Genomic DNA, 18,009 nt, shown 5'->3' on the forward strand with positions numbered 1-18,009 from the left:
TTCCCTCGGCCAGGGCATCCTGCCCAGGTACACCGTAGGAGCGCGCCATGCGCGCGATGCCGCGGGTGCCGGCAGGATCCGGTGGATGCCGCGATTCCGGACCGGCAGGCGCGCCGGTCACCGGAATTCGCGGGCGGCGCCATGCCCGCGGCATCGCGCGCATGGCGCGCTCCTACGAAGCAGCGGCGCACAGCTGTGGTGTCCCGCAATCGTGCTGCGCCTGTTTGCACGGACACGCAAGGCGTCGGCCGGGAGTCCTGACTCGGGCGACGCCTCGGCCGGCAGGCCACGGCATCCGTCCGAAGCCGAAGCCTGTCCATCTGAGGCCTGCGCATCTTCAGCAAAAAAAACGCCCCCGGGGGATGCGGGGGCGGAGAAAGTGCGGCGAGACGCCGCTGCAGGGGTTGATCAGGCGCCGTCGCGGCGCCGCTTGTGTTCGACCTCGACCCGCAACAGGTCGAGCGGGCGGCCGTCGGGCAGGCGGTAGTCGAGCGCGTCGTCGATCTCGTCGAGCCGGCGCATGCGCATGCACAACGCCTCGGCGCTGCGGCCCAGCGCTTCGGCCCGCGGCTCGATCAGCGCCTCGAGCTCGGCGTCCAGGTTCTCCATCCGCTGCAGACGCGCGGTATCGCCGCCGAACGCGGCCCGGACCGCGCCGCCGACGATGTCGCCCATGACCGTGGGCAGCACGTCGCGCACCGCGGCGCCGATGGCCTCGCCGAGCGCGTCGCTGCTGTAGCGGTTGGCGGAGATGGACTGGCCGAGCCGCGTGTCCAGCCGCTTGCGCGCCGTCTGCAGCTTGCGCCGGCTGGCCTCGGGATCGTTGCTGAAGCCGGCGGCCACCTCGCCCAGGGCGATGAAGGCGATTTCGGTCGCTTCCAGCCCGATCTCGCGCGCCAGCGGCACGATCTCGCGTGCCTCGCGTTCGTACTCGGCCACGCGGCGGCGGTCGGCGCCGCTGAGCGTGACCCAGCGGTCGTCCACGAACAGCCGCCCCTGGCGCACCACCAACTGCCGCGGGCTGCCCGAGCTGCGGGTGAAGATGACGCTGCGCTCGGACAGGCTGAAGTCGTAATCGCTCTCGACATCGCAGGACATGTTGGTGTCGCTCTTGGCGACGGCGCCGCCGCAGGCCAGCAGCAATGCCGCCGCCGCCAGTCGCCATTCTCTCGTGCGCATGTCCCGACCCCTTGCTTGCGATTGCGGTCGATTGTGCGGCACCGGTGCGATCCGGTCCCGTGCCGGTGGGTGGCGTGACTTTCGTCAGGTGCGGTTGCGCTTCCTGAATTGGCTGAAGCGATCGTGAAAACGCCGGCTGCGATTTAACGCGCAGGCCAAGTGCGGTTCATACCCGCCTCGCTACGGTGGCCCGCGCCCTCTCCCCGGGCACACAACATCTATAACAACGAGGAGATCCCCCATGTCTTCACTTCGCAAACTGAGTCTTGCCACCGCCATCGCCCTGATCGCCAGCCCGGCCGCGTTCGCCCAGGACAGCGGACCGCTCTCCACCGACACCACCTCGGGCAAGCGCGTCTCCGTGGTTGGCGGCGTGACCCTGCTGCAGCCCGAGTCCGACCCCCTGCCCGGCTCGCGCATCGACGTCGACGGCGGCCCCGCGCCGACCCTGAGCGCGACCTACCACGTCAACGACAACATCGGCGTCGAGCTGTGGGGCGCCGCGGACAAGTTCAACCACCGCGTGCGCGGCGACGACGGCAAGATCGGCACCATCGAGCAGCAGCCGGTCGCGCTGAGCGGCCAGTACCACTTCGGCCAGGCCGACAACACCTTCCGGCCGTTCGTGGGCCTGGGCTACTACCAGTCCAACATCAGCAACGAGGACCTCAACCCGGGCGGCGACCACGTCGGCCTGACCACGCCCAAGGGCGCGATCGGCACCGTCGGCCTGGACCTCAACATCACCCCGACCTGGTTCGCCCGCGCCGACGCGCGCTACATGCGCGCCCGTGCCGACGCACAGCTCGCCGGCGAGACGATCGAGCGCGACATCAAGCTCGATCCGTGGACCGTGGGCGTCGGCGTCGGCGCGCGGTTCTGACCGCGGCCGCGCAGCGGCCATCGCCTCCACCGGACGGGCCCGAAAGGGCCCGTCCTGCTTTCGCCCGATGCGGGCCGGAACCCGATTCGCACGACCCGGTGCGCGCCACCGGCGATCGCCGGGGCCGGGCGCGCCCTCGCGGGCCGCTCAGTCGCCGATGATGCGCAGTCCGAAGATCATATTCGCGTGCGCCACATACTGGGCGCTGCCGCTGATGTTCATCCGGATCGTGGTCGGGTTCTTGAAGAACTGCTTCGCCTGGCCTTCGGTGAGGCCCCAGTCCCGGACCAGCGTGCGGCGCGACAGGAAGCCTGCGATGCAGGTCGCCGTGTCCCGCTCGCGCGTCGAGATCTGCGTATCGGCCGGCAGCGGCACCTCGAAGCTTTCGGAGCTTGTCATCGACGTCGTCAAGCGGCCATTGAACGGCAACCCGGTCATCGGGTCGATCATCGCGGGGTCGTCGAGCACCGCGTTCTCGATCGTCAGCGTGGGCGAATACGACAGCCGAGCGACGACCGATGCGCCGCCCGGCGGTTCCGGGTTGCGGTAGACCACGTTGAGAAAGGGCGAGAACCAGTGGCACAGGAGCGAGTGCGACGCCTTCTCCGGCAGCGTGATCCGGGCGACGTCGTCGAACGCAAAGCTCGTGAACCCCGGCAACGGCTGCAGTTGCGCACAGGCGCTGCCGACCGTGGTGCCGGGAACGGGCGCCGGGCAGCTTTCCGCCAGGGAGATGTTCATCTGCCCCGAGCCCAGCCATTTCAGCGGGCGCCCGAACGAATCGACATCGCTGACATCGTCGACACTCGGGGCGCCGGCTGCCGTGGCGCCGGGCAGGATGTCCCGGATGCGCATCGACAGCTGCTGGCGCAGCGGATCGGGAAGCAGATCCGCCGATCGGCGTTCGACGGCCTCGGCACGCTGCAGCGGCGACTGCGGCTGGCTGGCGTGACCGGCCAGGGACACCAGGGCGGCGGCGAGCGCGGCTATGGCGAGATGACGGTGTAACGGTTTCACGGGCATTCCTCCTGGACGTACCGGAAGATCGGTACTTCCAGGCGAACGCAAAAACCAACCGGAATGCGACATCCGCCGGTCGGGACGGGCCCTACAGCGGCGCTCAGGGCGGCGCGGTCACCACGTGCACGCGCTCGCGGCGCAGCAGATACAGGCCGCTGGCGATGATGATCGCGGCGCCGATCCAGGTCATGCGGTCGGGCAGCACCTGCCAGACAGTCAGGTCCAGCAGCAGCACCCAGACCAGGCCGGTGTATTCGAGCGGCGCGATCTGCGACGCCTCGCCGAGCCGGAACGCATGGGTCAGCGCCACCTGGCCGAGCGCCCCGGCCAGCCCGACGCCGGCGATCGGCCAGGCGTCGTGCGCCTGGATCGGCACCCAGCCGTGCCAGGCCAGCGCGCCGGCACCGAGCGCCAGCAGTACCAGGAACCAGAACACCATTGCCTCGATGCTGTCGCGCTGCGCCAGCACCCGCACCGTGATCGCCGCGGCCGAATAGCAGGCGGCGGCCAGCAGCAGCGCCAGCCCGGCCAAGGTCATCACGCCCTCGCCGGTGGGTCGCAGCACGACCAGCACGCCGACCATGCCCAGCGCGATCGCGCTCCAGCGCCGCGGACCGACCTTTTCCTTCAGGACCGGCACCGCCATCGCCGTGACCAGCAGCGGCGCCACGAACACGATCGCGTACGCGGTCGACATCGGCATCCGCGCCAGGCCGTAGACGAACCCGAACATCATCGCGATGCCCAGCACGCCGCGCAGCAGATGCAGGCGCCAGTGCACCCGCAGCAGGGTGGCCGCGCGACCGCTCAGCAGCACCCAGACGAAGACCGGCGGCAGCGCCGCGGCGCCGCGCAGGGTCGCCACCTGCAGCGGCGGATAATCGGCCGCAAGCCATTTCATGCCGGCGTCCATCAGTGCGAAAAACAGCACCGCGAGCAGCATCCACAGCGCGGCACGGCGGGCGGTATCCGGGGCATGGGTCGAAGGCACGGGCAGCCGGGGAGCGGGGTGGGCGCACAGCTTATGGGCTGTCGGTCGGGCAGGCCATCGCACGCCGTGGGTCGGCGACAAATCGACGTGGATCCCAGCCTGCGCTGGGATGACTGCGGCGGGCGTTTCAGTGCGGAAGTGAGCGGCCGGCATACACTGCATGAACCATGAGGTTCCGATGACTGCCAGCACGAATGCCTCCGATCCGATCGCCGAAACCCGCCGCTGGCTGCAGCGCGCGGTGGTCGGCCTCAACCTGTGCCCGTTCGCGAAAGCGGTGGTGGCGAAGGACCAGGTGCGCTTCGTGCTCAGCGGCGCCGCCACGCCCGACGCCTTGCTGCAGGCGCTCGCCGATGAGCTCGCGCTGCTGCGCGACACCCCGCCCGAGACCGTCGACACCACCCTGCTCGTCCACCCGCGGGTGCTGGCGGACTTCTACGACTACAACGACTTCCTCGGCGCCGCCGACGCCCTGCTCGCCTCGATGGACCTGGAGGGCGTGCTGCAGGTGGCCAGCTTCCATCCGCAGTACCGCTTCGCCGGCAGCGGCGAGGACGACATCGAGAACTTCAGCAACCGCTCTCCGCACCCGATGCTGCACCTGCTGCGCGAGGACAGCGTGACGCGCGCGGTGGCGGCCTATCCGGATCCGGACGTCATCGTCGAACGCAACCAGCGGACGCTGCGGCGGCTGGGTCGCGACGGCTGGCGGCGGTTGCTGGAAGACGGGTCGGAATAGCCGCGTCTTTCGAGACACGCCGCTCCGCATGGCCGTCGCGGCATCGCGCGCATGGCGCGCTCCTACGGAGAAGCGCCGGCGTTATCCGCGGCGAACAGGCGCGCACGCGCGTCGGCGTCGAGCTGGCGCCATTCGCCGGCCGCCAGGTCCTCCAGCGCGAGTCCACCGACACGGCTGCGGTGCAGGCGTTCGACGTGGTTGCCGACGGCGGCGAACATGCGCCGCACCTGGTGGTAGCGGCCCTCGGTCAGGGTCAGCCGGGCGCCCCGCGGATCGATGACGTCCAGCCGCGCCGGCTCGAGCGGCGTCGTTTCCGATTCCAGCAGCAGCGTGCCGCTGGCGAACAGCACCGCCTCGTCGCCGCGCAGCGGCTGCGCCAGTTCCGCCTCGTACACCTTCGGCAGGTTCGACTTCGGCGCGATGATCCGGTGCAGCAGCGCGCCGTCGTCGGTCAGCAGCAGCAGGCCGCTGGTGTCGCGGTCGAGCCGGCCGACCGTGGACAGCCCCGGCGTGCGCAGGCGGAAGCGCGGCGGCAGCAGGTCGTAGACCACGCGCCCCGGATCGCGGGTGGAGCAGGTGTAGCCGACCGGCTTGTGCAGCATCAGCAGCATGCCCTGCGGCGGATCCAGCGACTCGCCGTCGACGCGCACGTCGGCATGCGCGACCACGTCGTCGGCGTAGAGCACCTCGCCGTGCGGATCGGTCACCCGCCCCGCGCGGCATAGCAGCGTCGCCTGCTTGCGGCTGCCGTAGCCCAGGTTCGCGAGCAGGCGTACCAGCTTCATCGCCCAGGGCCTGTTAACACGCCCTTGCCTCGATCACCTTGAAGCCGTCACGCTGGGCGACGGTGCGCACCGTACCGAAGCCGGTCCCGAGCGCCTGTTCGTAAGGCAGCTGGCGGTTGGCCACCAGCCACAGCACGCCGCCGGGGTGCAGCGACTGCGCGGCTGCTTCGATGAAGCGGCGCCCGATGTCCGGCCGCGCCGCATTCCCCTGCCCGTGGAAGGGCGGATTGCTGACGATGAAATCGTAGCGATTCGGCAGGCCGGCGCAGACATCGTGCCAATGGAAGCCGAGCGCGACCCGCCCGGCGTGCGCGGCGAGATTGCCGCGCGCCAGGTCGAGCGCGCGCCGCTCGGCCTCGTACAGGTCGAGCGCGGACACGCCCGGACAGCGCCGCAGCACTTCGTCGGCGAGATAGCCGTAACCGGTGCCGAGGTCGGCGCCGCGGCCGGCGAGCGTCGGCGGCAGGTGCGCGGCAAGCAGGGCCGACGCGGCGTCGATCCGGTCCCAGGCGAACACGCCGGGCCGGCTCAGGAAGCGTCCACCCGCCACCGGCCGCGGCGCGTCCAGAACGCCCCATTGCGCGGCGAGCGCGGCATCGCCGCCGGCCTGCCCCGACCGCGTCCAGAACACCCGGCACTTGTGCTTCGACAGCGACGTCACCGGCCCGGCGATGCGCGCCAGGTCGGCTTCGCCCGTCCGCGCGCCGGCATCGTTGGCCAGGCTGACGACGACCGTGCCGCCGTCGGTCGCGCGAGACAGCGCCTGCGCATACAGCGCGCGGGCCTCGTCACGCTGGCGCGGCGGCAGCAGCAGCACCAGCGGATGGCGGGTACCGCCGTCCTCACCGTCCTCACGCACCCGGAATCCGTCGCGCCACAGCGCATCGGCCTCGGGACGGAAGCTCTGCTCGCAGACCAGGCGCTCGCGCGGCAGTGGCATCAGCGCCGCACCGGCGCGCGCGCGCAGGAACAGCACCTCGCCGGGCGGCCACTGCAGGTGTCCGCCCGCGAACGGCAGCAGCAGGGTGTCGAGCGCGGGGTCTTGGCGGCCGATGGGCACGGGCGATGCAGGGCGACGGACGAGACGTGGATTCTACGCGCCGCATGGCGGGCCACTACAGCGCCTGCGGAGTCGTGACTTCCGGCGCTCTCGCAAGAGCGCCCGTCCGCTCGCTCCGGCTTCCCTTCGCTGGGCAACGCAGGTCGGGCCCGGACGTCGATACCGCCTAGGAAAGCACGGCCGGCACGCGACTGTTCATGCCGCCGGCTGCCGCGCACGGCCCGGTGGCGCCGGCCGGCGCCGGCACCGTGCCGCCGGACTGCAGGCAGGCCCTGCCGCGGAATGCATCCAGGTCGTTGATGCGCAGCACGTGGCGGTGGCGACTGACCAGGCCGCTACGGTGCCAGCGCTGGAGCTGTTCGTTCAATTTCGAGCGGCTCACGTTCACCATCGCCGCGAGGATGCTCTGGGTCGGCGGCAGTGCGATCTCGGCGGTGTTGCCGCGCGGCGCTCCCTGCACCTGCAGCTGCGTCAGCAGGTAGCGCGCCAGCCGCGCCTCCAGCCGGTGCAGGCACATGTTCTCGAGATTGTCGATCGCCCGGCGCAGATTGCCGCACAACGCGGCGTAGGCGCGCTCGAGCACCGCCGGCTCCGACACCAGCGCAGGGAAATGCCGGCGCGCGAGCTTCAGCACCACGGTGTCGGCGTAGGCGATCGCGGTGAAGCTGCGCCGGTGGCGGTCCAGCAGCACCGCTTCATCGACGGCCTCGCCGGGCGCGATCGTGCCGACGATCAACTCCTGCCCGTCAGGACCGTACAGGATCTCGTAGATCCACCCGTCGGCCACCAGCGCGAGGAAGTCGCCGGGATCGTTCTTGAAGAACAGCGTCTCGCCCTCGCCGAAACGGCATTCGACGCTGTTGGCGGCGACGAACTCCAGCAGGGACGGCGCCAGGCCGCGCAACAGCGCGAAACGTTCGAGCGGATGCTTCCCGCCGCTGGCACGCGTGCCGATCATCGTCATGGGTTGCGCATCGCGGACGCGGCGGAGCGGACGCTGTGCCTGTTCGAAAGGTCCATTTCCCCCTCCTCTCCATCGCCGGCGACGGATCGCGTCGCGCTCGCCGATGGTCTTCGGCGTGTCGGCGGATCGACCGCCGGACGCCCATGTTCCGTCGCCGGCAAGCCGGCCTGCGAAGCATTCGTTCCACCGCCGCATGGCAGCGTCGCTGCGTGCTTCCCGCGTCGTTCGAATGCGGCATCCTTGGGGGAACCGGCGCGGCCCAGGGGGGCCGGAACCGCGCCGAAAGAGCAGCGGATGCCCCGCTGGTTACAAGCCGGCCGGGGTCGCCGGCTTGAAGGCGTTGAGCACGGACAGCAGGCTGGTCAGGTTGTCGGAGACACCGGTCTGCGCGACCTTCTCCGTGGCGCCGGCGGCAGCGGTGGTGTCGACGCTGTAGATCTGCATCACACCCTGGTTGGATCCGGCGAGCGCCAGCGTATTCTGCTGCTGCTGCGCGGCGATGGCGTTCTCGAACAGGATGCCGGTCGAGTGCGCCAGGCTCTGGAAGATCGAGCCCATCGCGAAGGCCGGCGCCTCGCCGATGACCTTGACGTTGGACTGGGTGACCGCATCGGTGATCTGGTTGTTGACGGCGGTGGGATATGCCATGGGAATGTCCTCGCTTGGTGGAAGTCAGCGCCGGCCGGGGCGTGCCCGGACCGGCGGCGTCCGGATTACTGCTTGAACGCGTTGAGCACGGTCAGCAGGCTGGTCAGGTTGTCGGAGACGCCAGTCTGCGCGACCTTCTCGGTGGCGCCGGCGGCAGCGGTGGTGTCGAGGCTGTAGATCTGCATGACGCCCTGGTTGGCCGCAGCCATCGCCAGCGTGTTCTGCTGCTGCTGTGCGGCGACGGCGTTCTCGAACAGGATGCCGGTCGAGTGCGCCATGCTCTGGTAGATCGAGCCCATCGCGAAGGCCGGCGCCTCGCCGATGACCTTGACGTTGGACTGGGTGACCGCATCGGTGATCTGGTTGTTGACGGCGGTGGGATATGCCATGGAAATGTCCTTTGTCGGAGAATGTCAGCGCCTGCCGAAGCCTGCTCCGGAAGGCGCCGCCGTGCCGCCGAGCGCGGCGGCGCGCGCCATCGTTACTTGAACGCGTTGAGCACGGTCAACAGGCTGGTCAGGTTGTCGGACACGCCGGTCTGCGCGACCTTTTCGCTGGCACCGGCGGCGGCGGTGGTATCGAGGCTGTAGATCTGCATCACGCCCTGGTTGGACGCGGCCTGCGCCAGGGTGTTCTGCTGCTGCTGTGCGGCGACGGCGTTCTCGAACAGGATGCCGGTCGAGTGCGCCAGGCTCTGGAAGATCGAGCCCATCGCGAAGGCCGGCGCCTCGCCGATGACCTTGACGTTGGACTGGGTGACCGCATCGGTCACCTGATCGTTGACTGCGGTGGGGAATGCCATGATTGAACTCCTCGGTGTCGACACGGCACGCGCCGTGCGATTCGAATAACGATGCGCGCCCGCGTTCGTGAACTAGGGATTCGCAGCGCCGCTCGAATTCTGTGATGCATCCTGCGCATCGGGCGCGGCCGGCGGCGGCGCCGGCGTGCGCGCCTCGTTTAGCAGCGCCTCGATCCGGTTCGCCAGCGGCGCCAGCTGCCGCTCGAAGCAGGCCTGCACCTCCGTCCTGACCATGTTGGCCAGGCGGTCGGCGATCTGCGTGATCACGATCCGGTCGGCCGGCGGGCCCTGCCCGTCGCCGTCCGGCAACGCGGAGGGGCGCAGGTCGGCGAGCGAGCCGGCGCTTTCGACCATCGCCAGGATGGCGCGGTCCTCCTGCTCGCGTTCGCGGGCCATGCGCTGCGCAAGCTCGCGCGCGCCGTCCAGGACGTCCTGGATCGCCGCCTGCGCCTGCCGCCGGGCTTCCTGCACCGTCTGCTCGGCCTGCGCGGCGGCCGGGGAAGCGTCGCCGGCTCCGTGCCCGCACGACTGCCGGAAGCGTGCCAGCTCCCGCGTCTCGGCGGCGGTCAACGGCCGCTTCAGCCAACGCTCGGCCAGCGCGTGCAACTGGGTGAAAAGAGGGTCGTCGGATGCATTCATGTCTGGTCTCCGCAAGCAGTCGGATTCGGGTTCACGGCGACGGACCGCCCGGCGCAGCGGTCGCGGAACCTCCGCCGTCGTCGGCTCAGTGCGGGAAGATCAAGCGGGCGATCGCCCGCCGCACCGTTTCGTCACCCAGCCGTTCGAACAGCAGGCCGAGCAGGTCCGGCGTCCCGGCGCCGCCGGGTTTTTCCCGCTCTGCCGGGACGGGCGCCGCGGGCACCGGCGAAGGCGGGTCGTCGCGCGGTTTCGCGTCATGCCCGTCGGGCCGCGCGCTGAGCAGGTACTCGACGATCTCATCCATACGGACTCTCCTGGCCGGGCAGCGACGCTTCGTCTCCTCGGCAGCCGCGTCACTGCCGCACGGCGCTCCGGCGCACCGTCACGACGGAATCGGGCGCCTTGAAGCCCTCGAGCAATTCCAGCCTGACCTTGTCCTGCAGGAGCTTGAATTCGACCGGACCCACCGTGGCGCGCCAGTAACTCTCGGCAATCGAGCGCAGCAGGTATTGAAGGTCGACCAGTACCTTCGCGTCGATCCGCGTCTCGCCGGTGGGCAGCAGGCCGTAGACCAGCAGGATGAGCATACGCAGGAACTCGTGCTGGATGTCGCTGTGCTCCGCACCCTGGCCGTCGGCGCCCAGCAGGTAGGACCGCCAGTTCCGGAACAGCGCCAGCACCCGAGCCATCGCCTGATACCTGTATGCGGGCGTGTCGACGCCCCCGGCGGTCGCCAGCACCAGGCTGCAATACTTGTCGTAGAAGGAATCCTTGGTGACGACCTGGGGGTAGATCGGGCCCAGGGCGCTCTGCAGCTGCTGCACGATCCAATCCTTGCTGCCTTCGAGGATCTCGCCCAGCGCCTCGGGCTGCATGCTCATGCCGGTGAGTCCGGCGATCTGTTCCTGCGTCAGGGCTTCGGACGCCATGTAGGCGACCGCATCGCCGGCGGCCCGCAGGACGTTGGTATCGATGTAGCCGTCCAGATGCCGGTAGCCGCGGTTGATCCGGTAGCTCTCGATCGAACTGAACAGCCCCGAGGCGCCGGTGATCGCGTTGCTGCCCAGGTTGGTATCGAAGGCGATCTGTGGATACTTGGCCGCCATGAAATTGCGGTAGTAGTAGTCGTGCCCCAGGCGGAAGGCGAACAGCGCGCTGTCCTCGGCGAGCAGCCGGTACCAGGTCCGGTCCGCGTCCTGCGGCGTGCTGTCCAAGGTCTCGCTCAATGCCATGACGTTGCGCTTGGCGTTGTAGGCCGCCAGCTCGCGCGACGTCTCGCTGCTGATGTCGAAGCGCCGCAGCAGCCTGCCTCGGTAGGTCAGCGAATTGTCGTGGAACAGCTCGTCGAAAAGACCGAACGGAGTCGCCGTCCCGCGCGTCCCGCGAGGCGTCGCCAGTTGCTTTCCCTCCGCGGCCTTGTAGCACTTGATGATGTATCGGGGGAGATCCTCGAAGAACGATTCTTCCGGGAATCCGGCTTCGTACAGGTAATAGCCGATCATGGATCGGTTACCGGACCCGAAGCCGCTGCCTTCGCCGCAATGGATGTGGACGATCAGTTTCAATGCGCGCGGCTTGCCCTGGCCGAAGTTGGCCTCCAGCCCGGTTTCCTGCGCGCGAAGGAATTCGAACAGCTCCCTGTAGTTGCCGACCTTGTTCTCGGCGCCGAGCAGGTCGATCCCGACGATATCGCGCTTGTCATCACTCAACAGCGGCAGGATCGCGTCCTTGAGATACGCCTCGAGCTTCCCGTCAGGGAGATACTGCGAAGGCGTATGGACGAGCAGCTTGTAGCTGGTGTGGTTTTCCGCGTTGTATTCGGCCGCCCGTGTGGCCAACTCCTTCATTTCGTCCTGCGTCGCGGCCGTCTGCGTATGCGTGATGCCCTCTTCCCGCAGATAATCGAACGTCGCCCGGATCCACGCGCGGTATCTTTGCTGCTGCCAGTCGTCCCACTTCTCGAATTCGGCCGGATCGCCGTCGCAGAAGAACTTCACGAAAGCCCCCCGCATCTTGTAGCAGTCGTCGAACGGCGTGTGCTTGTTGCTGCTGTAGATCTTGCCGTTGAAGTAACGGACAAGCTTCATCAGGGATTGGTCCGGCTTCACAGGGGAGTCCAGCGCCTTTTTGACAATCCGCGCGCGGACCGCGTCGTACAAGTCCGGGCGATAGGCCGGTTCGGCAAGAAGATCCATGTCCAGGTAGTCGATATGCCCCGCCAGCACGGCCGCCACGTAGATGTTCTCGGCCGCGCATTCGGCGCGCTCGTACTCCGCACGGCTGAGGCTGCTCGCGAGTCGGGCGAGCGGATTCGTCTGCTCGTCCATCATGAACCGCAACGCGTAGTCGAACAGCTGCAGCTCCGCTTTGTCGCTCTTGCGCGGATCGCTCCGGAACAACGCTTCTGCGAGCAGATTCACCAGCGACGGCTGCCGGTCGTCCTTGCCGCGGACGGGGAGTATGCCGGTGAAGTGACTGTGGTAGTCGACCGGATAATTGGTGATCCCTGTGACCGGCGCCAGTTTGAAATAGGCCATGACGGAATTCCTCGTGTACGGGTCGCGTGCTCCGGAGGCGCGCCACACGCGCCGCTATGACGACTTCGGCTTGTGGTTCGCCAGCAGGCTGCTGTACTTGGAGATGCTCTGGTCGATCTTGTCGATGGCGAAGCTGGCGGACTCGGCCTCCATCGCGCCCGCGGCCGCGGCCACCGCGGCGGCGGCGGCCAGCATCACGTCCGTCACCAGCACGCCCAGCGCGTCCTCGGCGGCCTGCGCCAGGTTCTGCTCGACCAGGTTCTGCGTCATCTGCTTGAGCAGGACGCCCTGGCTGGCCAGCGCCAGCTTGCTGGCGCCGTCGAAGTAGGCGGCCGCGGACTGCGCCACCAGGCCGGAGGCCTGGCTGATCATCATGTCGGGTCCGATCGCGATCTGCGACGGCGCATACGCAGTGTCCTCGGCGTTGCTCATCCGTACCGCCTGGACGATCTTCTGGTTGAGCGCGTCGGTCGCCGGCGCCGCCGCGCCCGCCTGGGCCAGCATGTGCTCGTTCATCGCGCTCAGCGTCGTCGGACGCTTGGGTGGCGCCACAGGCGGAGGCGGAGGCGGGGGTGGCGGAGGCGGGGGCGGCGGGGGCGGCGGGGGCGGGGGCGGTGAAGGTGGAGGCGGCGATGGCGGCGGCGACGCGGGATCCGATGCGTCCGCCGACGCTCCACCGCTCCGTTCCGGAGCCTGCTTGGACTTTCTCCTGAACCAGAGGGCCATGGCTCACCTCCCCCCGCCCGGGAAGGCGACGCCCGACGATGCGGCGCACCCGTTCACGACTTCTCTCCGATCGCCATGATCAGCCCCACGGCCTTGGAGATGACCGCGCTGGAGATCTGGTTGAGCGCCTGCTGGCTGTGCACCGCGTTCTGCAGCGCCAGCCCGGTGGAGTGGCTGGCGACCTGGTAGAGCGCGGCGATCGCTTGCGCGGGCGCCTCGGCGACGACCTTGACGTTGGTCTGTGTCACCGCATCGGTGATCTGCGCGTTGACGGGTGTGGAGTCGGCCATGGAAATATCCTTGAGCGGTCGCAGGAAGTCGGGCGTCGGTGGAGCCGGCGGTGGCCGCCGTGCCTCTCATCCAAACGCACCGGCGCGCACGTTGTGAACGGCCGCCGCGTTCAATCGCGCGCATCCACCGTCCGCAGGCGCCGGCGCAGCAATTCCACGCGTTTGCGCGTCAATGGCTCGCTGATGCGCAGGCGTTCGGAGATCGCCGCGTAGGGAAGATCCTCGACGAAGCGGAGGGCGAACAGCCGCTTCTGCTCGCGCGTCAGTGCGGCGACCGCGGTCACCAGCCGGTTCATCTGGTCGCGCAGTTCCGCGTGCTGCAACGGCGACAGGCCGCCGCCGTCGCGGGTCTCCAGCGCCGCCTGCACATCGGCGGCGGCATCCACGGTCGCGCTCTCGCGCCGGCCGCGCCTGACGCCGTCGAGGAAGACATGGCGCAGCACCACCATCAGCAGACCCTCCGGATCGGTCAGCACGTCCGGCGATCCGCGCATGAACAACAATGCCTTGATCGCGGTATCGGCGACCAGGTCCTCCGCGCGATCGCGACGGCCACCCGCCAGGCGCAGCGCCCGCCGGCGCAGCTCGGGCAGGGTCGCCCGCCACGCATCGACGAACACCTCGTCCGCGGTGCCGAACGCACCGTAGGCCTGCCTCCCTCCTTCCATCGCCCGGCTCCTTCCGTTCCGTGTCGGGCGAGTCTCGGAAGGCGACGCGGGCGGCGGCTGTTACCTGCGGGACACGCGGACCGCACCTGGTGGACCAGTTGCGCCTTGTACGCAGCCTGTCACGCTCCGGAACTGCGGGCAGTCACGGAATGGATCCGCCGCGCGTCACGCGACGCGCCATTGCCGGCGGCGGCGGCGTCACGAACGGCCGGCGGCGGCGGCGCTTCATGCACGGAATGAATGCAGGCTGCGGCATGCATGCAATGCCAACCTTTGCTTCATGCGATGCAAACACCGTCGGCAACACCATCGGGATCATCAATCGATGGAGGTCTGCATGCGTGCTCTTTTCGTTGGCGGTGTCGTCGACAACAGTGAACTCGACATGGACGGCGATTCGCCGCCCCTGCATTACCCGCCCGATACCGGCGGCGGCCGGCCCCGCTACCGATTGCACCAGGTAGGACGCAACAACGGCACCGTCGCCTACGCGGTCTACGGTTCACCGGAACTCTCACCCGAGCAGGTCAAGCAGGTCGCGGACGAGCGCGCCTATCCGCGCCGGTTCGACGCCGAACCCAGGGACGTGGAAACCTGAACCACGTCTCGCGCCGACGCGCCGCCACGAACGCCATTCCGTGGAGCGGAGCTTGCTCCGCTCGGGCTCCGGAGCCGCTGCAGCCGAGCAAGCTCGGCTCTACGGGTTCCGGCCTCGATGTCGCAGAGCAGGCCGCCGCGCGGCGGCTTAGCCCTGCAGTTCGCGCAACGTGACCGACGGCGGTGCATCGAGCACGCGCCGCGTGGCGAACAGGCCGGCCGCCAGCGTGACCAGCACGCCGAGGCCGCCGCCGGCCGCCGCCAGCCGCCAGTTCGGATTCCACGGCAGGTCGAACACCTGCGAGGCGACCACGCCCGACAGCACCGAGGCCGCGATCGCCGCCACCAGCCCGGACAGCAGGCCGATGGCGACGAACTCCGACGCCTGCGCGAGCCTGAGCTGGCGGCGGCTGCCGCCGAGCACGCGCATCACCCCGCCCTCGAGCAGGCGCTCGTCCTGGCTGGCGCTGACCGCGGCCAGCAGCACCAGCACGCCGGCCGCCAGCGAGAACCAGAACACCGCCTGCACCACCACCGACACCTGGTCGGCGGTGCCGCGCACCTGGGCGAGCACCGCGTCGATGTCGATCACCGACAGGTTGGGGAAGCGTTCGACCAGGTCCGCGGTGAAGCGGCCGCGCTCCGGCGGCACCGACACCGCGGTGATGTAGCTGGCCGGGTAGCCGTCCAGCGCGCCGGGCGAGGCCAGCACGAAGAAGTTCGGCCGGAAGCTTTCCCACTCGACGCTGCGCAGGCTGGTGATCGGCGCCTCCAGGCGCTGGCCGGCGACGTCGAAGGCGATGCGGTCGCCGATCTCCCACCCCAGCGTTTCGGCGAAGCCTTCCTCCACCGAGAATTCCGGCCGCGCCGGAGTACCGTCCCAGAACCTGCCGGCGGTGATCCTGTTGTCGTCGCGCAGCGTCTCGGCCATCGACAGGTTGAACTCGCGCTCGGCCCGGCGCCGGGCGCGCGATTGCGCGTCGTAGGTTTCGCCGGTCACCGCCGCGCCGTTGCGCGCGACCAGCCGCGCACGCACCATCGGGAACAGCACCGGCGGATCGAGTTCCTGCCCGGCCATGAACGCGCGCACCGGATCGAGCTGGTCGGGCTGCACGTTGATGATGAAGCGGTTGGGGGCGCTCTCGGCCAGCGCCAGCTGCCAGCGATCGAGCAGGTCGGTACGCACGAAGGTCAGCAGCAGCAGCGCCATCAGTCCCAGTCCCAGCGCCGAGACCTGCGCGATGCTGGTGCCGGCACGGCGGCTGACGTTGGCCAGGCCGTAGCGCAGGCTGCCGCGCAGGCGCGGGCGCAGCCGCCGCACCAGCGCGATCAGCGCCCAGGCGAGCAGGGCCAGGACCGCCAGCGTGGCGAGAATGCCGAGCAGCATCGTCGTGGCGAGTTCGGCCGAACCCGCCTTCCACCACAACAGCGCGGCGAGGCCGCCGAGTCCGGCCAGCAGCACCACCAGCGCGCCGGGCTCGACCGGATCCAGATCGCGGCGCAGCACCCGCAACGCCGGAACCCGCCGCAGCGCCAGCACCGGCGGGGCGCCGAAGGCCAGCAGCACTACCAGGCCGACGCCATAACCTTGGGCCGCCGGCATCCAGCCCGCGGCCGGCAGGTCCACCTGCAGCGCCTGCGCGATCCATTCGGCGACCGCCCATTGCAGCGCGAACGCCAACGCCACGCCGAGCGTGGCCGCGATCAGGCCGAGCAGCAGCAGCTCGCCGACGTGGATGCCGACCAGGGTGCGCTGGCTCGCGCCGAGGCAGCGCATCACCGCCGCGCCGGACAGGTGCCGCTCGCTGTGGCGGCGCGCGGCCATCGCCACCGCCACCGCCGCCAGCACCACCGACACCAGTGCCGCCAGGCCGAGGAAGCGGCCGGCGCGGTCGAGCGCCGAGTTCACTTCCGGGCGTGCGTCGCGGATCGTCTCCAGCCGCTGCCCACGCGCCAGGTTCCCGCGCGCATCCGCGGCGAAGCGCTCCACCGCGCCGGTTTCGCCGGCCACCACCAGCCGGTAGCGGACCCGGCTGCCCTCCTGCACCAGGCCGGTGGCCGGCAGGTCGGCGAGGTTGAGGAACACCTTGGGCGCGACGTTGAAGTAGTCGATCGAGGCATCCGGCTCCTGCGTCACCAGCGCCGCCAGGCGCAGCTGCAGGGTGCCGATGCCGATGGTGTCGCCGACCCGCGCACCGAAGGCATCGGCGCCGGCACGGCTCATCCACAGCGTGCCCGGCGCGGGCACGCCGCCGGCCTCGCGCTCGGGACCGCCGGCGCGCTCGACGATGCGGAACGCACCGCGCAGCGGGAAACCCTCGCCGAGCGCGCGCAACTCGCCCAGCCGCGGTTCGGCGCCGGCGCGGATCATGCTGTCGAGCTCGACCGTCTCGGTGCGCCGCAGGCCGGCCGCGTCGGCGGCGGCGCGCACCTCGTCGCCGATCGGCCCGTCGCCGCGCAGCACCGCGTCGCCGCCGAGCAGGCGGTTGGCCTCGATCGCCAGCGCGCGCCCGGCGCGGTCGGTGACGAAGCCGACCGCGGTCACCGCCAGCACCGCCAGCACCAGTGCCGCCAGCATGATGCGCACCTCGCCGGCGGCCAGGTCGCGGCGCAGCTGGTTGGCCGCCAGCGCGAGCGTCCTCATGCGTCGTCCACCAGGCGGCCGCTGTCCAGGCGCAGCATCCGGCGACAGCGCGACGCCAGGTGCTCGTCATGGGTCACCAGCACCAGGGTGGTGCCGGCCTCGGCGTTCATCGCGAACAGCAGTTCGATGATCGCCTGCCCGGTCTGCGTGTCGAGATTGCCGGTCGGCTCGTCGGCGAACAGCAGCGACGGCCCGGTGACGAAGGCACGCGCCAGCGCGACGCGCTGCTGCTCGCCGCCCGACAGCTGCCGTGGATAGTGGCCCAGGCGCTCGCCGAGGCCGACCTTGCGCAGCGTCTGATCCGCTGGGCGACGCGCGTCGGCGTCCCCGCGCAGCTCCAGCGGCAGCATCACGTTCTCGAGCGCGGTGAGCGAGGGCAGCAGCTGGAAGCTCTGGAACACGAAGCCGACCTTGTCCGCCCGCACCCGCGCGCGGCCGTCCTCGTCCAGCGTCGACAGCGGCTGGCCATCGAGCGACACCTCGCCGCTGCTCGGCGTGTCCAGGCCGGCCATCAACGACAGCAACGTGCTCTTGCCGGAACCGGAGGCGCCGACGATGGCGACGCTGTCGCCGTGCTCGATGCGGAACCCGACGCCGTCGAGGATGGTCAGATCGCCGGACGGCAGCGGCACCCGCTTGCCGAGGCCGGTGACCTGGAGCGCGTGACGGACGTCCGCCGACGCGGCGGGAGTGGAATCGGCCATGGGAATCCTCGTATGGGTGCCGGCGATGATCCGGGGCTGGGATTAAACGTTTCTTAAGAACTCCCGGGATCCTCTGTCCCGGTTCATTCGACAACTTCAGGCCGCGGCGGCGCTTATGCTGGCGGCCGGACCT

At 69.8% G+C, this 18,009-nt stretch carries 21 protein-coding genes; 3 read left to right on the plus strand and 18 right to left on the minus strand.

The genetic code is table 11. From position 1 onward, the window contains the following. Nucleotides 1-408: 408 nt before the first annotated feature. A complete protein-coding gene (locus tag AB5T46_RS10240; protein WP_370563824.1) occupies nt 409-1,179 on the minus strand; it encodes a DUF2884 family protein in 771 nt (256 codons plus the stop codon). Nucleotides 1,180-1,420: 241 nt separating this feature from the next. Between AB5T46_RS10240 and AB5T46_RS10245 the strand changes: the two genes are divergently transcribed. Then, the gene (locus tag AB5T46_RS10245; RefSeq protein WP_370563825.1) at nt 1,421-2,062 is read left to right on the plus strand and encodes an OmpW/AlkL family protein; all 642 of its coding nucleotides are present in this window, start codon (nt 1,421-1,423) and stop codon (nt 2,060-2,062) included. 147 nt (nt 2,063-2,209) lie between these two features. Here AB5T46_RS10245 and AB5T46_RS10250 read toward each other — a convergent pair whose 3' ends face one another. After that, nucleotides 2,210-3,085 (minus strand): hypothetical protein, encoded by an 876-nt coding sequence (locus tag AB5T46_RS10250; protein WP_370563827.1) that lies wholly within the window; start codon nt 3,083-3,085, stop codon nt 2,210-2,212. Nucleotides 3,086-3,182: 97 nt separating this feature from the next. Continuing rightward, nucleotides 3,183-4,073 carry a DMT family transporter gene (locus tag AB5T46_RS10255; protein ID WP_370563828.1) on the minus strand — a complete coding sequence of 297 codons (891 nt, stop codon included), beginning with the start codon at nt 4,071-4,073 and terminating at the stop codon, nt 3,183-3,185. 178 nt (nt 4,074-4,251) lie between these two features. Here AB5T46_RS10255 and AB5T46_RS10260 point away from each other — a divergent pair, with 178 nt between their 5' ends. Beyond that, nucleotides 4,252-4,812, plus strand: coding sequence for a DUF1415 domain-containing protein (locus tag AB5T46_RS10260; protein ID WP_370563829.1), 561 nt, complete (start codon nt 4,252-4,254; stop codon nt 4,810-4,812). A 62-nt stretch (nt 4,813-4,874) separates the two neighbouring features. On the opposite strand, the gene AB5T46_RS10265 is transcribed toward AB5T46_RS10260, so the two are convergent. From AB5T46_RS10265 to AB5T46_RS10325, 13 genes are all read right to left on the minus strand, one after another. Then, nucleotides 4,875-5,597 carry a pseudouridine synthase gene (locus AB5T46_RS10265; protein ID WP_370563830.1) on the minus strand — a complete coding sequence of 241 codons (723 nt, stop codon included), beginning with the start codon at nt 5,595-5,597 and terminating at the stop codon, nt 4,875-4,877. Nucleotides 5,598-5,610: 13 nt separating this feature from the next. Continuing rightward, nucleotides 5,611-6,657, minus strand: coding sequence for a class I SAM-dependent methyltransferase (locus tag AB5T46_RS10270; protein WP_370563831.1), 1,047 nt, complete (start codon nt 6,655-6,657; stop codon nt 5,611-5,613). 166 nt (nt 6,658-6,823) lie between these two features. Next, entirely contained in the window at nt 6,824-7,621 is a 798-nt protein-coding gene (locus tag AB5T46_RS10275) for a Crp/Fnr family transcriptional regulator (protein WP_370563832.1), read from the minus strand. A 306-nt stretch (nt 7,622-7,927) separates the two neighbouring features. After that, nucleotides 7,928-8,269, minus strand: coding sequence for a RebB family R body protein (locus AB5T46_RS10280; RefSeq protein ID WP_370563833.1), 342 nt, complete (start codon nt 8,267-8,269; stop codon nt 7,928-7,930). Between the two features lie 65 nt (nt 8,270-8,334). Next, nucleotides 8,335-8,658 (minus strand): RebB family R body protein, encoded by a 324-nt coding sequence (locus AB5T46_RS10285; protein ID WP_370563834.1) that lies wholly within the window; start codon nt 8,656-8,658, stop codon nt 8,335-8,337. A gap of 92 nt (nt 8,659-8,750) precedes the next feature. Further along, entirely contained in the window at nt 8,751-9,071 is a 321-nt protein-coding gene (locus AB5T46_RS10290; RefSeq protein WP_370563835.1) for a RebB family R body protein, read from the minus strand. 72 nt (nt 9,072-9,143) lie between these two features. Further along, nucleotides 9,144-9,710, minus strand: a complete 567-nt coding sequence (locus AB5T46_RS10295) for a flagellar biosynthesis protein FlhF (RefSeq protein ID WP_370563836.1) — start codon at nt 9,708-9,710, stop codon at nt 9,144-9,146. Between the two features lie 85 nt (nt 9,711-9,795). After that, a complete protein-coding gene (locus AB5T46_RS10300) occupies nt 9,796-10,014 on the minus strand; it encodes a hypothetical protein (RefSeq protein ID WP_370563837.1) in 219 nt (72 codons plus the stop codon). 49 nt (nt 10,015-10,063) lie between these two features. After that, a complete protein-coding gene (locus tag AB5T46_RS10305; protein ID WP_370563838.1) occupies nt 10,064-12,247 on the minus strand; it encodes a hypothetical protein in 2,184 nt (727 codons plus the stop codon). 54 nt (nt 12,248-12,301) lie between these two features. Further along, the gene (locus tag AB5T46_RS10310; protein WP_370563840.1) at nt 12,302-12,763 is read right to left on the minus strand and encodes a hypothetical protein; all 462 of its coding nucleotides are present in this window, start codon (nt 12,761-12,763) and stop codon (nt 12,302-12,304) included. Nucleotides 12,764-13,026: 263 nt separating this feature from the next. Beyond that, entirely contained in the window at nt 13,027-13,263 is a 237-nt protein-coding gene (locus tag AB5T46_RS10315; protein WP_149194335.1) for a RebB family R body protein, read from the minus strand. A 110-nt stretch (nt 13,264-13,373) separates the two neighbouring features. Then, complete coding sequence (locus tag AB5T46_RS10320) at nt 13,374-13,931, minus strand: RNA polymerase sigma factor (RefSeq protein ID WP_370563841.1); 558 nt, start codon at nt 13,929-13,931, stop codon at nt 13,374-13,376. Nucleotides 13,932-14,073: 142 nt separating this feature from the next. Continuing rightward, nucleotides 14,074-14,250: a hypothetical protein gene (locus tag AB5T46_RS10325; RefSeq protein WP_370563842.1), complete on the minus strand. Its 177-nt coding sequence runs from the start codon at nt 14,248-14,250 to the stop codon at nt 14,074-14,076. Between the two features lie 18 nt (nt 14,251-14,268). On the opposite strand from AB5T46_RS10325, the gene AB5T46_RS10330 reads away from it, so the two are divergent. After that, a complete protein-coding gene (locus AB5T46_RS10330) occupies nt 14,269-14,529 on the plus strand; it encodes a hypothetical protein (protein ID WP_370563843.1) in 261 nt (86 codons plus the stop codon). 147 nt (nt 14,530-14,676) lie between these two features. On the opposite strand, the gene AB5T46_RS10335 is transcribed toward AB5T46_RS10330, so the two are convergent. Together AB5T46_RS10335 and AB5T46_RS10340 are read right to left on the minus strand one after the other, a co-directional pair. Further along, complete coding sequence (locus AB5T46_RS10335; protein ID WP_370563844.1) at nt 14,677-17,172, minus strand: ABC transporter permease; 2,496 nt, start codon at nt 17,170-17,172, stop codon at nt 14,677-14,679. Next, nucleotides 17,169-17,876, minus strand: a complete 708-nt coding sequence (locus AB5T46_RS10340; protein ID WP_370563845.1) for an ABC transporter ATP-binding protein — start codon at nt 17,874-17,876, stop codon at nt 17,169-17,171. Before AB5T46_RS10340 ends, AB5T46_RS10335 begins: the two co-directional genes overlap by 4 nt. Between the last annotated feature and the right edge of the window lie 133 nt (nt 17,877-18,009).

This window comes from Luteimonas salinilitoris (genome assembly GCF_041300785.1).
GTDB lineage: Bacteria > Pseudomonadota > Gammaproteobacteria > Xanthomonadales > Xanthomonadaceae > Luteimonas > Luteimonas salinilitoris.

Bases quoted from the DNA above. Each gene is read 5' to 3' on its own strand.
- AB5T46_RS10320 (WP_370563841.1), bottom strand. From the start codon at position 13,931: ATGGAAGGAGGGAGGCAGGCCTACGGTGCGTTCGGCACCGCGGACGAG.
- AB5T46_RS10295 (WP_370563836.1), bottom strand. From the start codon at position 9,710: ATGAATGCATCCGACGACCCTCTTTTCACCCAGTTGCACGCGCTGGCC.
- AB5T46_RS10260 (WP_370563829.1), top strand. From the start codon at position 4,252: ATGACTGCCAGCACGAATGCCTCCGATCCGATCGCCGAAACCCGCCGC.
- AB5T46_RS10245 (WP_370563825.1), top strand. From the start codon at position 1,421: ATGTCTTCACTTCGCAAACTGAGTCTTGCCACCGCCATCGCCCTGATC.
- AB5T46_RS10240 (WP_370563824.1), bottom strand. From the start codon at position 1,179: ATGCGCACGAGAGAATGGCGACTGGCGGCGGCGGCATTGCTGCTGGCC.
- AB5T46_RS10285 (WP_370563834.1), bottom strand. From the start codon at position 8,658: ATGGCATATCCCACCGCCGTCAACAACCAGATCACCGATGCGGTCACC.
- AB5T46_RS10340 (WP_370563845.1), bottom strand. From the start codon at position 17,876: ATGGCCGATTCCACTCCCGCCGCGTCGGCGGACGTCCGTCACGCGCTC.
- AB5T46_RS10265 (WP_370563830.1), bottom strand. From the start codon at position 5,597: ATGAAGCTGGTACGCCTGCTCGCGAACCTGGGCTACGGCAGCCGCAAG.
- AB5T46_RS10310 (WP_370563840.1), bottom strand. From the start codon at position 12,763: ATGAACGAGCACATGCTGGCCCAGGCGGGCGCGGCGGCGCCGGCGACC.
- AB5T46_RS10275 (WP_370563832.1), bottom strand. From the start codon at position 7,621: ATGACGATGATCGGCACGCGTGCCAGCGGCGGGAAGCATCCGCTCGAA.
- AB5T46_RS10290 (WP_370563835.1), bottom strand. From the start codon at position 9,071: ATGGCATTCCCCACCGCAGTCAACGATCAGGTGACCGATGCGGTCACC.
- AB5T46_RS10335 (WP_370563844.1), bottom strand. From the start codon at position 17,172: ATGAGGACGCTCGCGCTGGCGGCCAACCAGCTGCGCCGCGACCTGGCC.
- AB5T46_RS10250 (WP_370563827.1), bottom strand. From the start codon at position 3,085: ATGCCCGTGAAACCGTTACACCGTCATCTCGCCATAGCCGCGCTCGCC.
- AB5T46_RS10330 (WP_370563843.1), top strand. From the start codon at position 14,269: ATGCGTGCTCTTTTCGTTGGCGGTGTCGTCGACAACAGTGAACTCGAC.
- AB5T46_RS10315 (WP_149194335.1), bottom strand. From the start codon at position 13,263: ATGGCCGACTCCACACCCGTCAACGCGCAGATCACCGATGCGGTGACA.
- AB5T46_RS10300 (WP_370563837.1), bottom strand. From the start codon at position 10,014: ATGGATGAGATCGTCGAGTACCTGCTCAGCGCGCGGCCCGACGGGCAT.
- AB5T46_RS10325 (WP_370563842.1), bottom strand. From the start codon at position 14,250: ATGATCCCGATGGTGTTGCCGACGGTGTTTGCATCGCATGAAGCAAAG.
- AB5T46_RS10280 (WP_370563833.1), bottom strand. From the start codon at position 8,269: ATGGCATATCCCACCGCCGTCAACAACCAGATCACCGATGCGGTCACC.
- AB5T46_RS10305 (WP_370563838.1), bottom strand. From the start codon at position 12,247: ATGGCCTATTTCAAACTGGCGCCGGTCACAGGGATCACCAATTATCCG.